We start from the raw sequence: 20947 nt of genomic DNA, 5'->3' as shown, positions 1-20947 counted from the left end.
GCGCGCGCCGACGCCAAAGGGGGTTTCATCGCCGAACAAATCTAGCGCGGATGGTTGAACAGGTCCGTCGTGGCGTCGTCGACGGCGATGTCGACCAGCGCGGGGCCGCCCGAGGCCAATGCTTCGGCGAGACAGCGGTCGAGATCGGCGACGTCGGTTATGCGGCGGCCCGGGCAACCGTGCCCCCTGGCGAGCGCAACGAAGTCGAGCCCGGGCAGGTCGATTCCAGGCGGACGATGCGCCTGCATCAGCTGGCTGAAGGCCCGCATCGCGCCATAGCCGGAATTGTTCATGATCACGAAAGTGATCGGCAGGCGACGCTGCGCCGCAGTCCAGATCGCCTGGATGCAGTACATCGCCGATCCATCGCCGATCAGGGCGACGATGCGACGGCCCGGCCGCGCCAGCGCCACGCCAATGGAGGCCGGCAGGCTGTAGCCGAGCCCTCCGCTTGCCATGGTGTAGAAGCTGTCCGCGCCCGGCCGCGGCAGGAACTGCTGGATCGCGGGACGATGCGACGGCGCCTCCTCGACCACGCATCGCGCGGCATCAGCGCCGACAGCCGGCTCAGCGCATAGGCCGGAGGAATCGGATTTTGCGCGGCGGGAGCGGCAGGCCGGGTCTGCGCGGCCGGCATCTCGCGCGTCGCGATGTCGGGCAGCGCTGAGCGAAGCGCGACGAGCGCCTTCGGGAGCGTGCTGATGATGGTGTCACCGACCGCCGCGGCCGCGGCCTCGGCCGGATCGTCGGTGATCTGCCAGACCGGCGTTCCGTCGTCGAGCAATTCGCATTGTCCTTCGACGTGGAAGGTGAACATCGGCGCTCCGACCACGACGATCAGATCGACGCCGCGCAAGGCGCGCGCGAGCCCTCCGGGCGCTGCCGGAAGGAAGCCTGCGAATTGCGGATGCAATTCCGGAAAGCTCGAACGGCTCGACATCGGGCTTGCCCAAACCGCCGCCCTCGCCTGTTCGGCGACCGCGACCATGGCATCGACGCAGCCGTTGCGATCGATCTCGGGTCCGACGACAAAGGCAGGCTTGCTGGCCGCTGCGATGGCTGCGCCGAGCCGGACGATCGCCGCCGGATCGGGCGCAAACTCCGTTGCGATGTGGCGCACCGGCGGCGCGACGGCCGCCCGCGCCCAATCATCCGACGGCACCGACACGAATGTCGGGCCGCGCGGATGCTGCATGGCGGTGAGGAAGGCCTGCGCAATGGCCGCGGGCACATCTTCCGCCCGCGCAGGTTCCGAACTCCACTTCACATAGGGCCTCGGAAACTGCTCGGCATCCTCCGCGAAGAGATAAGGCCGCATCCGCAGCAGGCTGCGCGCCTGCTGGCCCGCCGTGACGACCATCGGCGTCTTGTTGCGGAACGCGGTGAAGAGATTGCCGAGGGCGTGGCCGAGCCCGGCCGCCGAGTGCAGGTTGACGAAGGCCGGACGCCCGGTCGCCTGCGCATAGCCGTCGGCCATGCCGACGACGCAGCCTTCCTGCAGGCCGAGCACGTAATCGATGTCGTCGGGCCAGTCGCCGAGAAAGGCGAGCTCGGTCGAGCCCGGATTGCCGAACACACGATCGACACCGAAGGAACGAAGCACGCCGAGGGTTGCTTCCCGGACCGTCAGGACTTTTGAGTTCATGGGTTGATTTCCCGGCATGTTTCGCCGTGTGGTGACGCGATCAGAAGGGATAGTGCTGAGGCTGGGTCTCGATCGTGATCCAGCGCAGTTCGGTGAATTCGGCGATCCCGGCCTGACCGCCGAAACGGCCGTAGCCCGATCCCTTCACACCGCCAAACGGCATCTGCGCCTCGTCGTGCACGGTCGGTCCGTTGACGTGGCAAATGCCGCTTTCGATGCGCTGGGCCACCGTCAGCGCCCGCGCGACGTCGCGGCCGAACACGGCGGCCGAAAGACCGTACTCGGTATCGTTGGCGAGGCGGACCGCATCATCCACGCCGCGCGCGCGGATCACCGACACGACGGGACCAAAACTCTCTTCGCTGTAGATGCGCATGCCCGGGACGACGCGGTCGAGCACGGTCGCGGGCACGACCGTTCCGGCCCGCTCTCCACCCGCAAGCTTGACGGCGCCCCTGCCGATCGCGTCATTGATCAGCGCAACGACATGCCTGGCCGGCGCCTCGTCGATCATCGAACCGATCACCACCGGCCCGGAGCGCGGGTCGCCGGCCGGAAGCGCGCCGGCCTTCTTGGCAAGCTTAGCGACGAACTGATCGGCCACCGCCTTATCCACGATCACGCGCTCCGTCGACATGCAGACCTGGCCCTGGTTGATGAAGGCCCCGAACGCCACGGCGGCGACCGCGGCATCGAGGTCGGCATCGTCGAGCACGACCAGTGGCGCCTTGCCGCCGAGCTCGAGCAGCACCGGCTTGAGGTGGCGGCCGGCGAGCTCGGCGATGACGCGGCCGACGCGAGTCGAGCCGGTGAAATTGATCCGCCGCACCGCCGGATTGGCAATGAGACGTTCCACCACCGCCGGCGCATCGGCCGGCGCATTGGTCAATACGTTCACGACGCCGGGCGGAAATCCCGCGTCCCTGAACACCTCCCCGATCAGCCGGTGCGTTCCCGGACAGATCTCGGAGGCCTTGAGCACTACCGTGTTGCCGCAGGCGAGCGGCGTCGCCACGGCGCGAACGCCGAGAATGATCGGAGCGTTCCAGGGCGCGATGCCGAGGCACACGCCGGCCGGCTGGCGGACGGCCATCGCCAGACATCCCGGCTTGTCGGACGGGATCACCTCGCCCGCGACCTGCGTGGTCAGCGACGCCGCCTCGCGCAGCATGCCGGTTGCGAGCTTGACGTTGAAGGCCGACCAGACTTCGGTGGTGCCGATCTCGGCCATCATGATCCGGATGAAGGCATCGCGCTTGGCCTCGAGCGCATCGGCGGCCTTCAAGAGCAGGGCGCGCCGCGCGTTCGGGCCGAGTGCCGACCACGCGGCGAGCGCGGCGGACGCCGCCGCCACCGCCGCGTCGGCGTCGGAAACCGTCGCGGCGGCCGCGCGGCTCGCGACCTCCTGCGAGAGCGGATTGCGCCGCTCGAATACCTTGCCGGTCGAAGCGGCCTGATCCCGCCCGCTGATGAGAAGATTGACGTCCATGAGAACCTCCCTGATGTTTGTGGCTGGGCTCAGCCGAGCAGCCGCGATTTGCTGGTTTCGTGCGCGAAGCCGAGCGCGATCATCGCTGCCAGCGCGAGCGCGACGTAGTATCCTGTGATCGCGTAGGTGGAGCCCGTCTGCGCGAACAGGCTGGTGGCGACGAGCGGCGCGATGCCGCCGCCGAGCACCGTGCCGAGCTGCTTTCCGATCGACACGCCGGTGAAGCGGATGCGGGTCGGAAACAGCTCCGGGAAATAGCTCCCTTCGGTGCCGAACATCAGGGGATGGATTACGCCTGCGGCCAATATCACCGCACAGGTCACCAGCAGCGTGTCACGGCTCGCGATCGCACCGTAGAATGCAAACATCGAGATGGTTGCGAGCGCGACGCCGGCAAGGAACAGGCGTTTGCGTCCGATCCGGTCGGACCAGGCCCCGATCAGGGGCATGGCCACGAGCCCGACGAGATTGGCGAACAGCACGGCCTGCGTGATCACGTCCTTCGGAACGCCGAGCTGGCGCGTCGCAAACGAGATGGTGAAGATGGCCGTCAGGTAGAAGTAGGACGTCTGCGCCATCTCGGCGAAGAACACGATGAGGATCGGCCGCCAATGTCCCTTCACCGCCTCGACGACAGGCACGGTTTCAGCCGGCCTCGCCTCGCGGAAGGTCGCGCTCTCCTCGATGCGCAAGCGCATGTAGACGCCGAGCGCGACCAACACCGCGCTGATCAGGAACGGAACGCGCCAGCCCCAGGACAGCAGATCCGCCTCCGGCAGCCGGGAGATCGCCAGCGCCGCGAACGAGGCCAGCACGACGCCGACGGGTCCCGCGGCCTGGATCACCGCGGCAGAGAAGCCGCGCCGGTTGCCGGGCGCCGTCTCGATTGCCATGAGGATCGCCGCGGTCGATTCCCCGCCGAGCGCAAAGCCCTGGAGGAAGCGCAGCACGACGAGCGCGATGGTCGCGGCCACGCCTGCGCTGGCGTAGGTCGGCAACAGTCCGATCGACATGGTCGCAAGCCCCATCATCAGCAGCGTGCAGAGCAGGACGGATTTGCGGCCCAGACGATCGCCGAAATGTCCGAACACGATCCCGCCGAGCGGACGCGCCAGAAATCCGACGGCGAACGTCGCGAAGACAGCGATGGTCGCCGTGAGCTGATCGAATTTCGGGAAGAACAACTGATCGAACACCAGCGGCGCGATCAGTCCGTAGATGAAGAAGTCGTACCATTCGATCGCCGTGCCGATGGTGCCGGCGATCAGAATGCGCCAGCGGCCGCTCGCCGTCTGCGCGGTAGCGGCAGCGGTGGCGGCATGTTCGTCGTAGTCCTCGAATGCTCCTGTGGTCACGTTTTCCTCCTCCGTTGTCGTTGCTTGTTGTTATTGCGTTTGTTGTTATTGCCGTGCGGCCACGGGTTGGATGTGGCCGCGGGAACAGATCAGCTTGCCAGCCGCGCGCCATCGCCCGCGCCGTGCCCGAGCGCGCGGGCAAGAACGCGTCCGATCGTCCCGGCCTGCGACGCGCTGCCGCGCCAGGCCACGATCTGGTCCGGACGGATCAGAGCGAGGTCCGCCTCGTAGAGATCGCGCAGGGACTTTGGCAGCGTGACGAGCTTGACGTCGACGCCGAGCGCGCGGGCCGTCTCGCCGAGCGGAGCATGGCTGGACGTGACGTCGCCGAACTGGAGCAGCGTCCACTCGAAACCGAACAGGTCGTACAAGGACACGCCGTCGTCCAGCCACGCATGCGGTGCGCGGCCGCCGGGACAGGCGCTCGGAACGTAGACATTCGCGGCGTCCGGCGGCGGCTGGCTGCCGTCGGAGACGATGATCGGCGAACCGTCGTAACGTCCGCCGAAGGTGATGCCGGGGATGTTGAACTCGGCGCGGGCGTGCTGCTCGAGATAGACGCCCGCGATCCGCCGCGCCTCGCCGCCGGCGTCAGTGGCGTCCTCGATCTCCGGCGCGGGCGCGAACAGGCCGAGGGAGTCGGCGAAGCGGCGCGCATAGTCGGTGTTGCGAAGCGCCACCGGACGCCGCTCGACCTCGTAGCTGTCGAGCAGCGCGGCCGGGCTCACGCCCTTGACGACGCTTGCGAGCTTCCAGCCGAGATTGACCGCATCCTCGATCGCGGTGTTGTAGCCGAGGCCTCCAGTCGGCGTGAACAGATGCGCCGCATCGCCGCAAAGGAACACCCTGCCCCGCTGCATCGCATTCGCGACCAGCGCGTGGCCGGCGGTCCAGGTCAGGAACGACAACACCTCGCATGCGATCGGCGCGCCGCAGGCGCGCTGGAACGCCGCCTTGGCCTCGTTGACCGTGATCGAGCTCTCGTCTTCGCCCGGCCGGAGCTGGGTGTGAAACGCGAATTCGTCGCGCCCGTTCACGGAGGCCATGAAGGCGCGGCGATCGCCGTTGAAGCAATTATACATCCACGCTTTGGCATGCGGGATGCTGGCGTAGAACTCCGGCGAACGGACATAGACCGCCAGCATGCGGCCCCCCATGAAGTCGCGCTGCGTCCCGGTCTCGCCGCCATACACGATGCCGAGCGATTGCCGGACCTGCGAGCGCGGCCCGTCCGCGCCGACCAGGAAATCTGCCTGAACCTGAAAGCGGCTGTTATCGTCGAGACATTCGATGTCGGCGACGATGCCGTCATCGCTCTCGGTGTAGCCGATGAGACGATGACCGTAGTTGAGCTTTATTCCGGGAAGCCGTTCGGCGTGCCGGCGCAGCACCGCCTCGACGTATTTCTGCGAGACGCGATGCGGCAGCTCCGCGGCGCTCCAGGAGCCGGACAGGCCCTTGACGAGTTCGCTCGCGCGCGAGGACGACGGCAATGCAAACCGCGCCAGTTCATAGCCGGTGTAGCGGGTGAAATACGCGACGTCGGTCGGATAATCGGCCGGCAGGCCTTCGCGCCTGATCTCGTCGGCAAAACCCAGCCGCCGATAATGCTCCATCGAGCGCGCCTGCGTCGCATTGGCTTGCGGATTGAACGCCGTGCCCGGCTTTTCATCGACCAGGATCGCGGAGACGCCGCGGCGGCCGAGTTCGTTGGCCAGCATCAGCCCGCATGGGCCCCCGCCTACGATGAGCACGGCGGCCGTCAGACGTGTTTCCAAGGCGCTTCTCCCTACCAGCATTATCCTGCATGGTAAGGTTGCCTGACGATATCGTCAAGTAGCCTGACTATTCGGCGTCGTCGAGCGTGTCGAACTGCGCGCCATAGACCGCCAGTCCCTTCAAGATCGCCTCCATCGTGGCCTTGCCAAGCTCGGCGCGCATCTCCTGCTCGGCGATGTCGACGGCATCGCGGAACGCATCGAGCCATTTGCGTCCGGCCGGCGTGAACATGACGATGCGCGCGCGCCGGTCGGTCGGATCGGCGATGCGGTCCACCAATCCGAGCTCGGCGCATTGATCGACCAGCTCGCCCATCGCCTGCTTGCTCATCGACGCGCGGCGGGCGAGCTCCGTGAGCCGCGTCCCCTCCACGTCGAGATTGCGGGTGAGACTGACATGGGCGATGCGCGTCTCGTCATGCCCCCGCTCGCTCATCAATTCGAGCACGCGGCCTTCGAAACGTCGCACCGCGTTGTTGAGCAGGCGGCCGATATTGGCATGCCGCCACGCCGTCCCGGATGTCCTGGATTTCAATGGATATGCCTTCTCGGAAACAGTCGGGATTTCAATGTCTGTCACTTACTTCGCCGCGTCCATCCATATCCCCGGCTGCGAATGCTCGCGGATGTGGGTGACGAGGAAGTCGGAAAAGGCCCTGATTTTGGCCGGCAGCCCGGCACGGTTCTGGTAGGCGATGTTCATGGTGAGCAGAGGCAGCTCCCAATCCAGCAGGACCGGGACGAGACGGCCCGCCGCGATATCGCTCTGGACGATGTAGAGCGGCTGGATGAGGATGCCGAGACCCGCCAGCGCCGCGCCGCGGATGACCTGGCCGTCATTGCTGTCGAGCGTCGGCGTGATGCGCACCGTCTGCGCGCCATTGCCTTTGCGCAGGCGCAGCGAATAGGGATCATTCGCAAGGTTGTAGACGAGCATGTTGTGGCGCGCGAGATCGGCGGGCTGCTCGAGCTCGCCTGCGCTTGCAAGATAGGAGGGCGCAGCTGCCAGCACGCGACGCATCTGGCCGATGCGGCGGACGATGATGTTCGAATCCGGCTCCTGCTCGCGCGTGCGGATCGCCACGTCGATGCCCGCCTCGATGAAGTCAGGATAGCGGTTGGCGGTGGTGATCTGCATGTTGAGCTTCGGATAGCGCGCACGGAAGGCCGGCAGCATCGGCGCCAGATAGATCACCGCAAAGGACAGCGAGCTCGTGACCCGCAGCATGCCCTGCGGCGACAGCGCGCGATCGCTGACGATGTCCTCCGCTTCCGCCAGTTCGCTCAGCACCCGGCTGGACCGCTCCAGCAGCTCCTGCCCCGCCTCCGTCAGCCACAGGCGGCGCGTGTTGCGTTCGATCAGGCGAACGGCGAGGCGCTCCTCGAGCGCGCTGAGATGGCGGCTCGCGGCCGCGTTCGACATGCGCAAGGCCTCGGCGGCTTTGGACAGGCTGCCGAGCTCGGCCGTCTTGGCGAACACCTCCAGTTGGAGCAGGCGATCCATTTTTCCACTTTTAGGAAAAGAGACTTACAAATATTGGCCTTTATTTCCGTATCCCGCAAGCCAAAATGGGCCCAACACAAGCAAGATGACAGGCGAGGAAACTGGGAAATGTCGGGCCGGATCAGGCACATCGTGATGTGGCGGCTGCGCGGGGAGACCCCCGAGGAGCGGTCCGCCGCCCGGGCCAAGGTCAAGACCCTGTTCGAGGGCCTGCGCGGCCGGATCGACGGCCTCACTCATATCGAAGTCGGCCTCGACGTCAGCGCTGTCGATTACGCTTGCGACGTCGTGCTGTTCTCCGAATTCACCGACCAGGCCGCGCTTGCGGCCTACGCCACCCACCCGGAGCACCTGCGCGTGCGCGAGGCGCTTGGCGACTTGCGGATCGGCCGCTTTCAGGTCGATTATCCCATCAAAGAGACCGGCGCATGATCGGTTCGTTCACCTTTGAAAACCTGCCCTGCCGCGTCGTGTTCGGCAGCGGAACGTTGGCTACCGCCAAGGCCGAGGTGGAACGACTCGGCGGCAAGCGCGCACTGGTGCTGACGACGCCGCAGCAGGAGGCGCAGGGCAAAAGCTTAGGGACCGCGCTCGGCCCGCTTTATGCCGGCATCTTTCCGGGTGCGACCATGCATACGCCGGTTGACGCTACCGAGCGGGCGCTCGCGGCGATGAAGGCGTGCGATGCGGATTGCGTCGTCTCGCTCGGCGGCGGATCCACGACGGGCCTCGGCAAGGCGCTCGCCTTGCGCACCGGCGTCAACCAGCTCTGCATCCCCACCACCTATGCCGGCTCGGAGATGACGCCGATCGTCGGCCAGACCGAGAATGGCCTGAAGACCACGGTACGCGATGCGGCCGTGCTGCCGGAGACCGTGATCTACGACGTCGATCTCACCTTGACGCTGCCGGCGAGCCTGGCTGCGACATCAGGCATCAACGCGATCGCGCATGCGGTCGAAGCGCTTTACGCGCGCGACACCAATCCCGTGACCTCGTTGATGGCGGAAGAAGGCATTCGCGCGCTCGCGCGTGCCCTGCCCGCCATTGCCGCCAGAAGCGACGATCGCGAGGCCCGCACCGAGGCGCTCTATGGCGCTTGGCTGTGCGGCGTCTGCCTCGGCACGGTCGGCATGGCGCTGCATCACAAGCTCTGCCACACGCTCGGCGGCACCTTCGATCTGCCGCACGCCGAGACGCACACCATCGTGCTGCCGCATGCGCTGGCCTACAACGCCCCCGCCGTGCCCGAGGCGATGGCGCGCGTCGCGCGCGCGATCGGCGCGGCCGATGCGTCGCAGGGACTCTACGAGCTAGCGAAACGGCTGAATGCAAAACTGGCGCTACGCGATGTCGGCATGCCCGAGAGCGGCATCGACAAGGCGGCCGATCTCGCCGTCACCAACGCCTACTGGAATCCGCGGCTGCTCGAGCGAGGCGCCATCCGCGACCTGATCGCGCGCGCCTGGGCCGGCGAGCCGCCTGTTACCACCAAAGCTGTGGCTTGAAGCGATGCGGCGCACGCTGATCAGATCCGCCACCATCATCAGCATGGATGATGCGATCGGCGACCTCCGCACCGGCGACGTGCTGGTCGAAGGCAGCCGCATCCTTGACGTGCGGCCGTCGATCGACCTCGGCAGCGGCGCGGCCGAGACCGAAATCGTCGACGGCAAGGGGCGCATCGTCATCCCCGGCCTCGTCAACGCGCATATGCACACCTGGCAGACGGGCTTACGCGGCTATGCCGCGAACTGGACGCTGCTCGAATATTTCCGGCGCATGCATGCCGGGCTCGCGACCGTGTTCCGGCCCGACGACATCTACATCGCCACGCTGGCCGGCGCGCTGAACCAGATCAATTGCGGCACCACCACGCTGGTCGACTGGTGCCACAACAATCCGACGCCCGATCACACCGATGCCGCCGTGCGCGGCCTGATCGAGAGCGGCATCCGCGCCGCGTTCTTCCACGGCTCGCCGAAACCGGAGCCGAAGCCCGGCGAGCCGCATTTCTCGGAAGTGCCGCATCCGCGCCGCGAGGTCGAGCGGCTGCTCGCCGGCCCCCTCGCCGACCGCGACGGTCTCGTCACGCTCGGGCTTGCCATTCTGGGTCCGCATTATTCGACGCTCGACGTCGCCATGCACGACTTCCGCCTGGCGCGGGAGCTGAAGCTGATCGCTTCGATGCACCAGGGCGGCGGTCCAGCCAAGACGCCGGATGGCTGGGAGAAGCTGATCGCGGCCGGCCTCGTCGGCGCCGGCGTCAATATCGTCCACGGCAACGATCTGCCCGACGATCTCCTCGACCGGATGGTCGATCTCGGCGTGTCGTTCTCGGTCACGCCAGAGAACGAGATGATCCAGGGCCACGGCTTCCCGATCACGGGACGCCTGCTGAAGCGCGGCGTGCGACCGACGATCGGCATTGATCTTGAATCCGTGCTGGCCGGCGATCTCTTCTCCGCCGCCCGCGTCGCGCTGTCGATGCAGCGGGCGCTCGACAATGCGGAGACGCGCCGGGGCAGCGGCACCATTCCTGCGACCACCACCATCCCCGTGCGCGAGGCGCTGCGCTGGATCACGATGGAAGGCGCCCGCATGCTCGGCCGGGAGAGCCAGATCGGCTCGCTGACGCCGGGCAAGCTCGCCGACCTCGTCATCATCAACGCATCCGATCTCAATCTCGTCCCGGTGCACGATCCCGTCGCGACCGTCGTGATGCAGACGAGCCTCGCCAACATCGAGTCCATCATGATCGGCGGCGCGTGGAAGAAGCGGAGCGGCCGGCTGCTGGTCGAGGGGCTGGAGGCGAAGAAGGAGCTGCTGGCGCAATCGGGCCGGCGGCTGGTGCAGGATATCGAACGACAGGGACGCGCCGCCTGAAGGCGCCAATGGACAACAACAATGACTGACGCTTTAAAACATGTCGCGTTCATCGGGATCGGCAAGATGGGCCTGCCGATGTCGCAACTCGTCGCCAAGGCCGGCTATGCCGTCACCGCGTTCGATCGGAGCGCGGCACGGACCAACGAGGCGCGCACACAGGGCATTTCGATCGCCGCCTCACCGGCCGAGGCCGTAAGCGGCAAGGAAGCGGTCATCACGTCGCTGCCGGACGACGCAGCCTTGCGCGGCGCGTTGCTCGGTCCCACCGGCGTCATCGCCGCGATGGCCCCCGGAGCCGTTCTGATCGAGACCAGCACCGTGAGTGTCGAAGCCTCCACCGAAGTTGCGGCCAGCGCGCAGGCGCGCGGCGTTCTCTATCTGCGCGCGCCGGTCTCCGGCAACGCCAGCATCGTCCACACCGGCGCGCTGACCTGCTTCGTCTCGGGTCCGAAGGACGCCTTCGACAACGCAAAACCGTTGTTCGCCGCTTTCACCCGCGCCCAGACCTATCTCGGGCCCGGCGAGGAGGCCCGTTACGCCAAGCTCGCGGTCAACCTGATGATCGCGGTGTCGGCCGCGATGATGGCGGAGAGCCTGGCGCTGGCGCGCAAGGGCGGCATCGTCTGGCAGGACATCCTGAAGGTGCTCGACGACAGCGCGGTGGCCTCGCCGATGGTGAAGTACAAGACCGCGCCGCTTCGAACGCGGGATTTCGAATCGACCTTCTCCTGCAAGCAGATGGCCAAGGACCTCGATCTCATTCTCGGGGCCGGCCACGCCGTCGGCGTGCCGCTGCAGCTCGCGGCGCAAGTGCGCGAGACCTATGGCTCGCTGGTCGCGCAGGGCGACGGCGAGGCCGACTTCATCGCGACCGTCAAGCATCTCGAGCGGCTGTCCGGCCTCGGCGAACCGAAGCTCTGATCAACGGAGACACCCATGCGTAACTTCAACGAGACCACGATCACGGAGGCGGTGCTGGAGCGGATCGCAGGCGCAACCGATCCGCGCATCAAGCAGGTCAGCGAGGCGCTGGTGCGCCACCTTCACGCCTTCGTCCGCGAGGTCCGCCCGACCCAGAAGGAATGGGAATACGGCATCGACTTCCTGACCCGCACCGGCCACATGTGCGACGACAAGCGCCAGGAGTTCATCCTGCTGTCGGACACGCTCGGCGTCTCCATGCTGGTCGACGCGATCAACCACCCGGTGCCGGAAGGTGCGACCGAGACCACGGTGCTCGGCCCGTTCTTCGTCCAGGCCGCGCCGGAGAAGGACATCGGCTCCGACATCTCCGGTCCCATGGAAGGCGATCCCATGCTGGTCACCGGATCGGTCTCGACCGTCGACGGACGTCCGCTGGCGGGCGCCGTCGTCGACGTCTGGCATTCCGACGATGACGGCTATTACGACGTGCAGCAGCTCGACCAGATCGGCGATCTCGCGATGCGCGCGCGCTTCCACACCGACGCCAATGGCCGCTTCCATTTCTGGTCGATCAAGCCGGCCGCCTATCCGATCCCGCATGACGGCCCGGTCGGCGAGATGCTGGAGGTGCAGGGCCGCCATCCCTGGCGTCCGGCGCATGTGCATTTCATGATCTCGGCGCCCGGCTTCGAGCAGCTCGTGACCCATGTGTTCGTCGCCGGCGACAAATATCTCGACAGCGACGTGGTGTTCGGCGTCAAGGACAGCCTGATCCGCGAGTTCGTCCGCCACCCGGCGGGGCGTGCGCCGGATGGTCGCATGGTGGACACCGACTATTTCCATCTCAACTACGATTTCGGCCTGAAGCAGGTTGCGAGCAGCGCAAGAGCCGCCTAAGCCGAACCACAACGCAGCGGACCGGCAAGAGTCCGTCATCGGGGCAGACAGGGAGCAAGGATGGGACCGCGGGTCAGCACAGGAGCATTGGCCGATCGCCTCACCGGCATGATCGGCCCGCGCGCGAGCGTCGCGCGCGGCGTGCTCGATCAGCACGGCCAGAGCGAGTCGCATTATCGCAATTTGCCGCCCGACATCGTCGTCTTTCCTGAAACCACGCAGGAAGTGGTCGACATCGTGAAGCTGTGCGCAAGCGCGGGCATGCCGATCGTCCCGTTCGGCGCCGGCACCTCGCTCGAGGGCAATGCGGCTTCGGTCGCCGGCGGCGTCTGCTTCGACTTCGCGCGCATGAACAAGGTGCTGGCCGTGCACGACAGCGACATGGACGTCGTGGTGCAGCCCGGCATCACGCGAAAGCAGCTCAATGCGGAGCTGCGCGGCACCGGTCTTTTCTTCCCGATCGATCCGGGCGCCGATGCCTCGATCGGCGGCATGACATCGACGAGGGCCTCCGGCACCATGGCGGTGCGCTACGGTACCATGAAGGACAACGTCATGGCGCTGGAGGTGGTGCTGGCCGACGGGCGCGTGATCCGGACCGCCAGGCGCGCCCGCAAGTCGGCCGCCGGTTACGACCTGACGCGCATGTTCGTCGGCGCCGAAGGCACCCTCGGGCTCATCACCGAGATCACGCTGAAGGTGCATCCCGTGCCGCAGGCGATCTCGGCCGCGGTTTGCAGCTTCGACACCCTGCACAATGCCGTGGACACCGCGATCTCCGTGATCCAGTCCGCGATCCCCGTGGCGCGCATCGAGCTCGTCGACGACGTCATGATGCGCGGCATCAATGCCTACGCAAAGCTCGGCTATCGCGAGGCCCCGACCCTGTTCTTCGAATTCCACGGCTCCGAGGCCTCCGTCGCCGAGCAGGCCGAGGCCGCAGAGGCGATCGCCGCCGACCATGGCGGTCATGGATTTGCCTGGGCCAAGGCGCAGGAAGACCGCAGCCGGCTCTGGCACGCCCGCGACAACACGCTCTATGCGGGCCTGGGCCTCCGGCCCGGCGCGCGCGCCGTGATCACCGATGTCTGCGTGCCGATCTCGCGGCTGGCGGAATGCCTGACCGAGACGCGGCGCGACGCGGACGAGCACAGCTTCACCGCGCCGATCGTCGGCCATGTCGGCGACGGCAACTTCCACATGCTGATCCTGATCGATCCGGCAAAACCGGACGAAGCTGAGGGCGCCAAGGCGCTCCAGGCCCGCATGGTCGCCCGCGCCATTGCCATGGACGGCACCTGCACCGGCGAACACGGCATCGGGCTCGGCAAGATCGACTATCTCGCTGACGAGCTCGGCGAGGCCGTGGACGTGATGCGAGCGATCAAGACCGCGCTCGATCCTGATGGACTGATGAATCCCGGAAAGATCTTTGCGGGCGGAGCCAAGGCATGAGCGACGCGCTTCCGATCGAGGTCACCTCACCCACGCCACTGCTCGAGCTGCGCGGCATCAGCAAGGAGTTTCCCGGCGTCAAGGCGCTGGATGACGTGTCCTTTGCCGTCTTCCCCGGCGAAGTACACATGCTGCTCGGGGAGAACGGCGCCGGCAAGTCGAGCCTGATGAAGGTGCTGTGCGGCGCCTACAGCGCCGATGCCGGCGAGTTCTACTACAGGGGCGAGAAGGTCGCGATCGGCTCCGCCGCGGATGCGCAGAAGCTCGGCATCGCCGTGATCTTCCAGGAGTTCTCGCTGGTCCCCCATCTCGACATCGCCCAGAACATCTTCCTCGGCCGCGAGCCGAAGGGCCGCATCCCCGGCACGATCGACCGGCGCAAGATCCTCGCCGACGCCAAACGCGTGCTCGGCACCATCGGCTTCGACATCGATCCCTCCACGATCGTGGACAAGCTTGGGGTGGCGCAGCAGCAGATGGTCGAGATCGCCAAGGCGATCAGCCAGAACGCACGCATCCTCGTCATGGACGAGCCGACCGCGGCGCTGTCCGACCGCGAGACCGAGCTCCTGTTCGCGCTGATCGCGCGGCTGAAAGCCGACGGCGTGTCGATCGTCTATATCTCGCACCGCATGGCGGAGGTGTTCGCGCTCGGCGATCGCATCACGGTGCTGCGCGACGGCCGCCGCATCGACGGCGTCCGCCCGGCCGACGTCACGCCGGACCAGCTCGTCCGCATGATGGTCGGACGCACCGTCGACATGACCTATCCGCGCAATTTCGCCGACAAGCCCGGCGAGGTACTGCTGCAGGTCAAGGGCCTGAGCTCCTCGACCGGGATCTCCGACATCAACATCGAGGTGCGCCGGGGCGAGATCGTCGGCCTGTGCGGCCTGGTCGGCTCCGGCCGCAGCGAAGTCGCGCGCGCCATCTTCGGCGCCGATCCCGTCAGCTCCGGCGAGATCATCTTCGACGGCAAGACCATCTCCGGCGAGCCTGATCTCGCCGCCCGCCGCGGCATCGCGCTGATCCCGGAGAGCCGCAAGAGCGAGGGCCTCGCTCTGCTGCGGTCGGTGAGCGACAATCTGGTGGTGTCGGCGCTGCGAAAACTGTTCCCGAGCGGACTGTTCGACCAGCGTTCGGCGCAGCGCACCTCCGACGGCCTGATCCGGCAGCTGAGGATCGCGACGCCCAGCGCGCGCCAGACCGTCGGCCTGCTCTCGGGCGGCAACCAGCAGAAGGTCGTGATCGGCAAGTGGCTGGCCGCCGGCTCGAAGCTCTTCATCTTCGACGAGCCGACGCGAGGCATCGACATCGGCGCCAAGTCCGAGATTTTTGCGCTGATCGACCGCCTGGTCGCGGAAGGCGCCGCCGCACTGATGATCTCGTCCGAGCAGGTCGAGATCTGCCATGTCTGCGACCGCGCCTATGTGATGCGCGAGGGCCGCATCGCGGGACACCTGACGCGCAACGAACTGACCGAGGAGAACATCGTGCGACTGGGGATGCATCATGCGTGAAGCTGCGGTCGTTTCCGAGCCCAATCCGCTGCAACGCATTCCCGGCGTTGCCATCGTGCTGGTGCTGCTGATCGCGCTGTTCAGCGCGATCGCACCCGGCTTCCTGTCGGTCGCCAATCTCTCCAACGTGCTGGTGCAGTCGACCATCCTGACCATGCTCGCACTGCCGATGACCCTGATCATCATGACCGAGGGGCTCGACCTGTCGATGGGTGCGGTGCTGACGCTGACCTCGCTCTGTGTCGCGATCGTATCGCTCGCGACCAAGTCGATGCTCTTGGGCTTAGGTGCCGGCCTGCTGGTCGGCGCCGCCTTCGGCACCGTCAACGGCTGGCTGGTCGCCATTCTCGGCATTCCGCCCTTCGTCGCGACGCTCGGCACGCTCGGCATGGCCCAGGGCCTGTCGCTGATCGTCAGCGACGGCCAGAGCGTGGTCGGCATCCCCCACAGCGTGCGCGACATCTACTCGGCGACGCTGCTGGGCGTTCCCGTGCCGATCGTGATGGCGCTGGTGACTTACGCCGCGTTTCACGGCCTGCTCTATCACACCCGCTTCGGCACCTACATCTTCGCGCTCGGCGGCAACCGCGAGGCGCTGCGCTATGCCGGCCTCTCGCCGAACAAGCTGCTGATCGCGGTCTATGCGCTCGGCGGCGCCATGGCCGGCATCGCGGGCCTGTTGATGACCGCGCGGATGAATTCAGGTCATCCGACCGCGGGCCTCGGCCTTGAATTCGATGCGATCGCAGCGGTCGCGGTCGGCGGCACCTCGTTCGAGCGCGGCAATGGCTGGCTGCTTGGCACGTTGCTCGGCGTGATCGCGGTCGGCGTGCTTCGCAATGGGCTCAACCTGATCTCGATGCCTTCGTCGGTGCAGGTCGCAAGCGTCGGCGTCCTCGTCATCGTTGCCCTGTTCCTCGACGGCCTGCGGAGCCGCGCATGACCGACATCTCCAAGGAGGCGATCGTGCCGCCCCGCTCCTTCCTGTCGCAGGACGCGATCCAGGTGTTCTATCGCCTGCTCGCGGCGCTGCTGATCTGCGCGGTGCTGGCCGTGCTCAGCGATTCCTTCCTGAGCCTCGGCAACATCCTCAATGTGCTCCGGCAGGCGAGCCTGACCTTCTTCATCGCCTCCGGCCTGACGCTGGTGGTGCTGACCGCGGGCCTCGATCTCTCCGTCGGCGCCAATGTCGCGCTGTCGGCCTGTATCGCCGGAACCGTGATCCACAAGACCGGCTCGCCGGCACTCGGCATCCTCACCGGCCTTGCCTGCGGCGGCATCGTCGGCCTTCTCAACGGTGTCATGGTCACCGCGCTGCGCATCCCCTCCTTCATCGCGACCTATGGCATGCTCTGGGTGCTGAACGGCCTCACCTACTGGTACATGGCGGGCGAGACCCTTCACGGTTTTCCGGCAGGCTTCCGCCAGATCGGCAGCGGCTATCTGTTCGGCCTGCCGATCCCGGTCTACCTGCTGCTGGTCTTCCTCGGCATCGGAACGCTGTTTGCCCAGCGCACGATCTGGGGCCAGGAGATCTACGCGATCGGCGCCAATCCGGTCGCGGCGCGGCTCTCCGGCATTCCGGTCGCGCGGCGCCTGCTGCTGGTCTATGCCGTCTCCGGCACCATGGCGGGGCTCGCCTCGATCATCTTCCTGTCGCGGCTCAATTCGGCCGAGGCCGACATCGGCGAGAGCCTGACGCTACCGGCAATCGCGGCCGTGCTGATCGGCGGCACCTCGCTGTTCGGCGGTGTCGGCACCGTGTTCGGCACCTTCATCGGCGCGTTGATCCTGACGCTGGTGCTGAACGGCATGAACCTGCTCTCGGTCAGCGCCAACTGGCAGCCGCTCGTCACCGGCATCATCGTCATTCTCGCGGTCTGGCTCGACATGAAGACCCGCCGCCGCACGCAATGAGTTCCTAGAGTTCCAACAAGCAAAATGAGGGATGGAGGCAACATGAGACTGAAACTGGGCTATCTGGCGCTGCCGCTGCTGATGGCGGCCGCGATCACCACCGAGGTGCGTGCCGACGGCGAGACCATCGCCGTCTTCACCAAAAACCAGACCAACCCGTTCTTCCAGACGGTGCGGGTCGGCGCCGACAACATGGCGAAAGCGCTGAACGCGAAGACGCTGCAGTACATCCCGACCAAGCCGGACTCGATCCCCGAGCAGCTCAGCCAGATCGAGGACGTCGTGGTGAAGAAGCCGAGCGCCATCGTCTTCACGCCGGTCGACTACAAGGCGATGGTGCCGGGGGTCGAGAAGATCAACGAAGCCAAGATCCCCGTCGTCAACATCACCGACCGCTCGGCCGGCGGAAAATTCCTCTCCTTCGTCGGCGCCGACGATTACAGCCTTGGGCTGGAAACCGCACGCTTCCTGCTCAAGACGCTGGGTGGCAAGGGCAACATCGTCATCATCGAGGGCGTCAAGGGCTCCCTGACCAATGTCGACCGCGTCCGCGGCTTCAACGACGCGCTGAAGGAAAACGCGGGCGCCAAGCTGCTGGCCTCGCAGCCCGGCAACTACCAGCGGCTCCAGGCGCTCCAGGTGATGGAAAACCTGATGCAGTCGAATTCGCAGATCGACGGCGTGCTGGCCGCCAACGACGCCATGGCGGTCGGTGCGATCGAGGCGCTCGACGGCGCCAACCGCAAGGCGCAGGTGATCGGCATCAACGGCACCAAGGAGGCGATCGACGCGATCAAGTCCGGCAAGCTGCTCGCGAGCGGCGACTACAACGGATTTGCGCAAGGCTGCCTCGGCACCATGATGGCGATCCGCTCCTTGCGCAGTCAGCCCGTCATCGGCGAGATCGTGCTGAAGCCGACCGTCATCACCAAGGACAATTTCCAGCCGTTCGACGTGCCGCTGGAGCAGCGGACCTGCCCGACCTTCGAGGACGCCGGCAAGCTCGGCGCCAAGTAACCCAACCGATCATCACAAGCACGGACGGCCGCACCCGCGGCCGTCCCAAGAAGACCAAGACATAAACGGAGACACCATGCTGTTCGCCATTCATGCCATCGACCGCACCGGCGCGCTGCCGACCCGGCTCGCCAATTACGACGCCCACAAGACCTTCCTCAGCGACACCTCGCGCTTCGGCGTCAAGATCGTGATGTCGGGGCCGCTCGTCTCCGACGACGGCGCAACCATGATCGGCAGCCTGTTTCTGATCGAGGCGCCGGGCCGAGCGGAGGTCGAAGCCTTCAACCGCGCCGATCCCTTCGCCGCGGCCGGCATCTGGGACAAGGTCACGATCACGGGCTTTCTACGCCGCCAGGGTTGAGCGGCCTCGGCAACACTGCACCGGGCAACCCGCCGCGCAGTCGTCATATTGACATCTCTGATGTGCCTTGCTGCTCGTGCCGTTATTCGGTGAATAGATCAGATTTCGATCGTTTGCGCTGCCTAGCGACAGACCCATACTCCGTTCACCAGCACACGGGCGCATGCCGGCGCCACGACGGTGGCCGCAGCCCCTGCCGCTACCGCCCCGCCCACGACAGCCCGGCGCGTGGTCCGTCGCGCGACTCCGGCAACACTTGCGGGCGTCGCCGGCCGTCCCACCCTCGCCTGCGCGCTGTCGACCGAAAATGACAGACCACGCTCGTGCGACCATTGCACGGAACCGATCGCGGCGACGGCAATAATGGCAGCTCCAAAGCACCAGTTTCTGCAGGTATGTTTCATGGTCGACCTCCTTCTTCCGTTGTTGAATCGCTATTCGTTTCGAGTCTTGCGCCCAACAGCGACGGGCGCACCGATGGCGAAATTTGCCACCTGCCGTCTCTTACCGGCGAGAGCGCGGCGGTGGCGGGACGGGCCCCAAATCGCGCTGCCAGATGGTGCCATTGTCGAACTGAATGAGCATGCCATCCGGCGAATAGACCGCACTCTGGTTGAATGCGTCGATCCAGATCCGGGTTGCCGGCCAGTACCAGTCGGGCCACGCGCGGGACGGCTGCCCCGCTTCCGTCAGGAGATTAAGTTCAGTCCCGTTTTGGGTAATGTAAGCCGGCAAATTTCCCTGGCACATTCGGACACATTTGTAGATGCCGGTCAGATTGATCGACTGGGCTGACACAGGAGTCGGCGCAAGCGCAGCTGTCATCACGGCGACAACGATCGGAAAATGTTTCATACAAATCACTCCTTCGTTCAAATGATCAGGAGAGCCCCTGTCGAATGGGCTTCCAATAAAAGCGAGTTGCGCTCCGCGAGCGAGCGCCGGATCACTGCGAATTTCGGTTCTTGCTCGCTCCTCTCAAACGCGGTGCCGTCGAGGGCGACTTCACCCACTCCGCCATTTGGATACAGGTGAGAAGATCGACATAGCTCGGACTTCCGCCGGCCGAGGCTTCCCCTTCGCAGCTATCGCGAAGGGGATTTGGCGCAGCGCTCCACACCGTGCTGAGCTGTTGCTGCGCAGCCAACTCATCGCGCATGCAGTCTGCGAAGCTCTGGGAAAGGGCAAGCCCCATTGCCTTGTCATCAGCCGTGGTCGCCTGGCACGTCGCCTCTACCTTCAATTCGGGGACGCGATCGGAGACGGGCATCACGAGCAGTTGGGTCCCGAGGAGCGCTGCGGATAATGCTGCCATCGTCATCTTGACCTCCTTCAAGCTCTATCAAATGACCCCCCTTGAACTGCCACCACGAGGCACCGCGCTAGAATTGCCCCGGTTGAGCCGGGGGACCGGGCCAATCGGATCGCAGGTTGCTCCTGTTGTTGCGATCGAAGAGGTCTTGCCTGCAGATGAAGCCGTTCCCGCAGCTAACCGCCGGAGGAACAGCCCGGCGAGCATCGGCGGCCGCCGCGATCTTTGCGTGCGGCGCCTTGGCGAGGGCGGCCGTGACCAGGACAACCTCAAGCCCGCAAAGGACGGTAAGCAAGCACGTCTTCTTCATGGGATCAGCGCTCCTTTGCTGGCCGGGCGCAGGCGGTAAACCGACCGCGCCGGTCAAACGGCCCGTCGTTCGGTAACAAGGCGGATGGGGATAGTCGCCGGAGCGAGTGCTGTGCCCGCGATTGCGACGGACGAACGACGGTGCGGGCACGTGATGCAGCAAGAGACATGTGAACTCTCCGGCACTCGGCGAACGTCGGGCATAACGGGGCACGACGTTACGGGACCGGCCTTGATCCAGATCAAGCTCACGTCGGCGTTCCCGCATTGCGCAGGGCGCGAGAGCTACGCCACTCCGTCGCGCGCTACGTGCGGCTCGTTCGAGGGGGAGTGGCGATTTCGTCGACCAGGGGGAGGCTCGTGGCTGACGTCGCTCAGCGCCGGAAACTCTCCGACCAGCCTTGCGAAATAAGCTCTCAACAAGCGATCGAAAGTCGACTTTGCTTCGCCGACGTCGCGGCCCTCAAGGCCGAGGTTTTCGGCAGTCCCACCCAGTACTTGTTGCGCCATGGCCTGCCTCCTCGAAGCAGTACACGCCCGGATGCCCTTTTTTCCTCGTTGTCAATAATCGA

The 20947-nt window shown here is 66.1% G+C and carries 18 protein-coding genes and 1 pseudogene; 11 read left to right on the top strand and 8 right to left on the bottom strand.

The annotated features are described in order from the left end of the window. Positions 1-41: 41 nt before the first annotated feature. From mdlC to ACE10W_RS10225, 6 genes and pseudogenes are all read right to left on the bottom strand, one after another. Positions 42-1663, bottom strand: a pseudogene (mdlC, locus tag ACE10W_RS10250) (benzoylformate decarboxylase). 22 nt (positions 1664-1685) lie between these two features. Next, positions 1686-3134 (bottom strand): aldehyde dehydrogenase, encoded by a 1449-nt coding sequence (locus ACE10W_RS10245; RefSeq protein WP_304551357.1) that lies wholly within the window; start codon positions 3132-3134, stop codon positions 1686-1688. A 29-nt stretch (positions 3135-3163) separates the two neighbouring features. Continuing rightward, entirely contained in the window at positions 3164-4489 is a 1326-nt protein-coding gene (locus tag ACE10W_RS10240; RefSeq protein WP_304551354.1) for an MFS transporter, read from the bottom strand. 89 nt (positions 4490-4578) lie between these two features. Then, a complete protein-coding gene (locus ACE10W_RS10235; RefSeq protein WP_304551353.1) occupies positions 4579-6288 on the bottom strand; it encodes an FAD-dependent oxidoreductase in 1710 nt (569 codons plus the stop codon). A gap of 46 nt (positions 6289-6334) precedes the next feature. Further along, positions 6335-6802 carry a MarR family winged helix-turn-helix transcriptional regulator gene (locus tag ACE10W_RS10230; RefSeq protein ID WP_028175557.1) on the bottom strand — a complete coding sequence of 156 codons (468 nt, stop codon included), beginning with the start codon at positions 6800-6802 and terminating at the stop codon, positions 6335-6337. A gap of 45 nt (positions 6803-6847) precedes the next feature. Next, the gene (locus ACE10W_RS10225) at positions 6848-7771 is read right to left on the bottom strand and encodes a LysR family transcriptional regulator (RefSeq protein ID WP_011085469.1); all 924 of its coding nucleotides are present in this window, start codon (positions 7769-7771) and stop codon (positions 6848-6850) included. A 108-nt stretch (positions 7772-7879) separates the two neighbouring features. Between ACE10W_RS10225 and ACE10W_RS10220 the strand changes: the two genes are divergently transcribed. The 11 genes from ACE10W_RS10220 to ACE10W_RS10170 all read left to right on the top strand — a co-directional run bounded on the left by ACE10W_RS10220 (position 7880) and on the right by ACE10W_RS10170 (position 18754). Next, on the top strand, positions 7880-8203 hold the full coding sequence (locus ACE10W_RS10220) for a Dabb family protein (RefSeq protein WP_028175559.1): 324 nt from the start codon (positions 7880-7882) through the stop codon (positions 8201-8203). Further along, entirely contained in the window at positions 8200-9279 is a 1080-nt protein-coding gene (locus ACE10W_RS10215; RefSeq protein ID WP_304551349.1) for a maleylacetate reductase, read from the top strand. The genes ACE10W_RS10220 and ACE10W_RS10215 overlap by 4 nt, the downstream gene beginning before the upstream one ends. A gap of 4 nt (positions 9280-9283) precedes the next feature. Continuing rightward, positions 9284-10657 carry an amidohydrolase family protein gene (locus ACE10W_RS10210; RefSeq protein WP_304551348.1) on the top strand — a complete coding sequence of 458 codons (1374 nt, stop codon included), beginning with the start codon at positions 9284-9286 and terminating at the stop codon, positions 10655-10657. Between the two features lie 21 nt (positions 10658-10678). Continuing rightward, positions 10679-11581: an NAD(P)-dependent oxidoreductase gene (locus ACE10W_RS10205; protein WP_304551346.1), complete on the top strand. Its 903-nt coding sequence runs from the start codon at positions 10679-10681 to the stop codon at positions 11579-11581. A 15-nt stretch (positions 11582-11596) separates the two neighbouring features. Continuing rightward, positions 11597-12481 (top strand): intradiol ring-cleavage dioxygenase, encoded by an 885-nt coding sequence (locus ACE10W_RS10200; protein ID WP_161535998.1) that lies wholly within the window; start codon positions 11597-11599, stop codon positions 12479-12481. Between the two features lie 60 nt (positions 12482-12541). Further along, entirely contained in the window at positions 12542-13936 is a 1395-nt protein-coding gene (locus tag ACE10W_RS10195) for an FAD-linked oxidase C-terminal domain-containing protein (protein WP_304551343.1), read from the top strand. Next, complete coding sequence (locus tag ACE10W_RS10190) at positions 13933-15456, top strand: sugar ABC transporter ATP-binding protein (protein WP_060910944.1); 1524 nt, start codon at positions 13933-13935, stop codon at positions 15454-15456. Before ACE10W_RS10195 ends, ACE10W_RS10190 begins: the two co-directional genes overlap by 4 nt. Beyond that, entirely contained in the window at positions 15449-16399 is a 951-nt protein-coding gene (locus tag ACE10W_RS10185) for an ABC transporter permease (protein ID WP_011085461.1), read from the top strand. Before ACE10W_RS10190 ends, ACE10W_RS10185 begins: the two co-directional genes overlap by 8 nt. After that, positions 16396-17373: an ABC transporter permease gene (locus tag ACE10W_RS10180; RefSeq protein ID WP_304551338.1), complete on the top strand. Its 978-nt coding sequence runs from the start codon at positions 16396-16398 to the stop codon at positions 17371-17373. The genes ACE10W_RS10185 and ACE10W_RS10180 overlap by 4 nt, the downstream gene beginning before the upstream one ends. A 42-nt stretch (positions 17374-17415) precedes the next feature. Beyond that, on the top strand, positions 17416-18390 hold the full coding sequence (locus tag ACE10W_RS10175) for a sugar ABC transporter substrate-binding protein (RefSeq protein ID WP_063921423.1): 975 nt from the start codon (positions 17416-17418) through the stop codon (positions 18388-18390). 76 nt (positions 18391-18466) lie between these two features. Continuing rightward, on the top strand, positions 18467-18754 hold the full coding sequence (locus tag ACE10W_RS10170) for a YciI family protein (protein WP_011085458.1): 288 nt from the start codon (positions 18467-18469) through the stop codon (positions 18752-18754). A gap of 504 nt (positions 18755-19258) precedes the next feature. Here ACE10W_RS10170 and ACE10W_RS10165 read toward each other — a convergent pair. Beyond that, entirely contained in the window at positions 19259-19609 is a 351-nt protein-coding gene (locus tag ACE10W_RS10165) for a hypothetical protein (RefSeq protein WP_161536001.1), read from the bottom strand. A 91-nt stretch (positions 19610-19700) separates the two neighbouring features. Next, complete coding sequence (locus ACE10W_RS10160) at positions 19701-20075, bottom strand: hypothetical protein (protein ID WP_038965870.1); 375 nt, start codon at positions 20073-20075, stop codon at positions 19701-19703. Between the last annotated feature and the right edge of the window lie 872 nt (positions 20076-20947).

Source organism: Bradyrhizobium sp. B025 (genome assembly GCF_042257955.1).
Lineage (GTDB): Bacteria > Pseudomonadota > Alphaproteobacteria > Rhizobiales > Xanthobacteraceae > Bradyrhizobium > Bradyrhizobium diazoefficiens.
The sequence above is the reverse complement of the archived record's forward strand: the minus strand, read 5'-3'. Positions and strand labels throughout refer to the sequence as shown.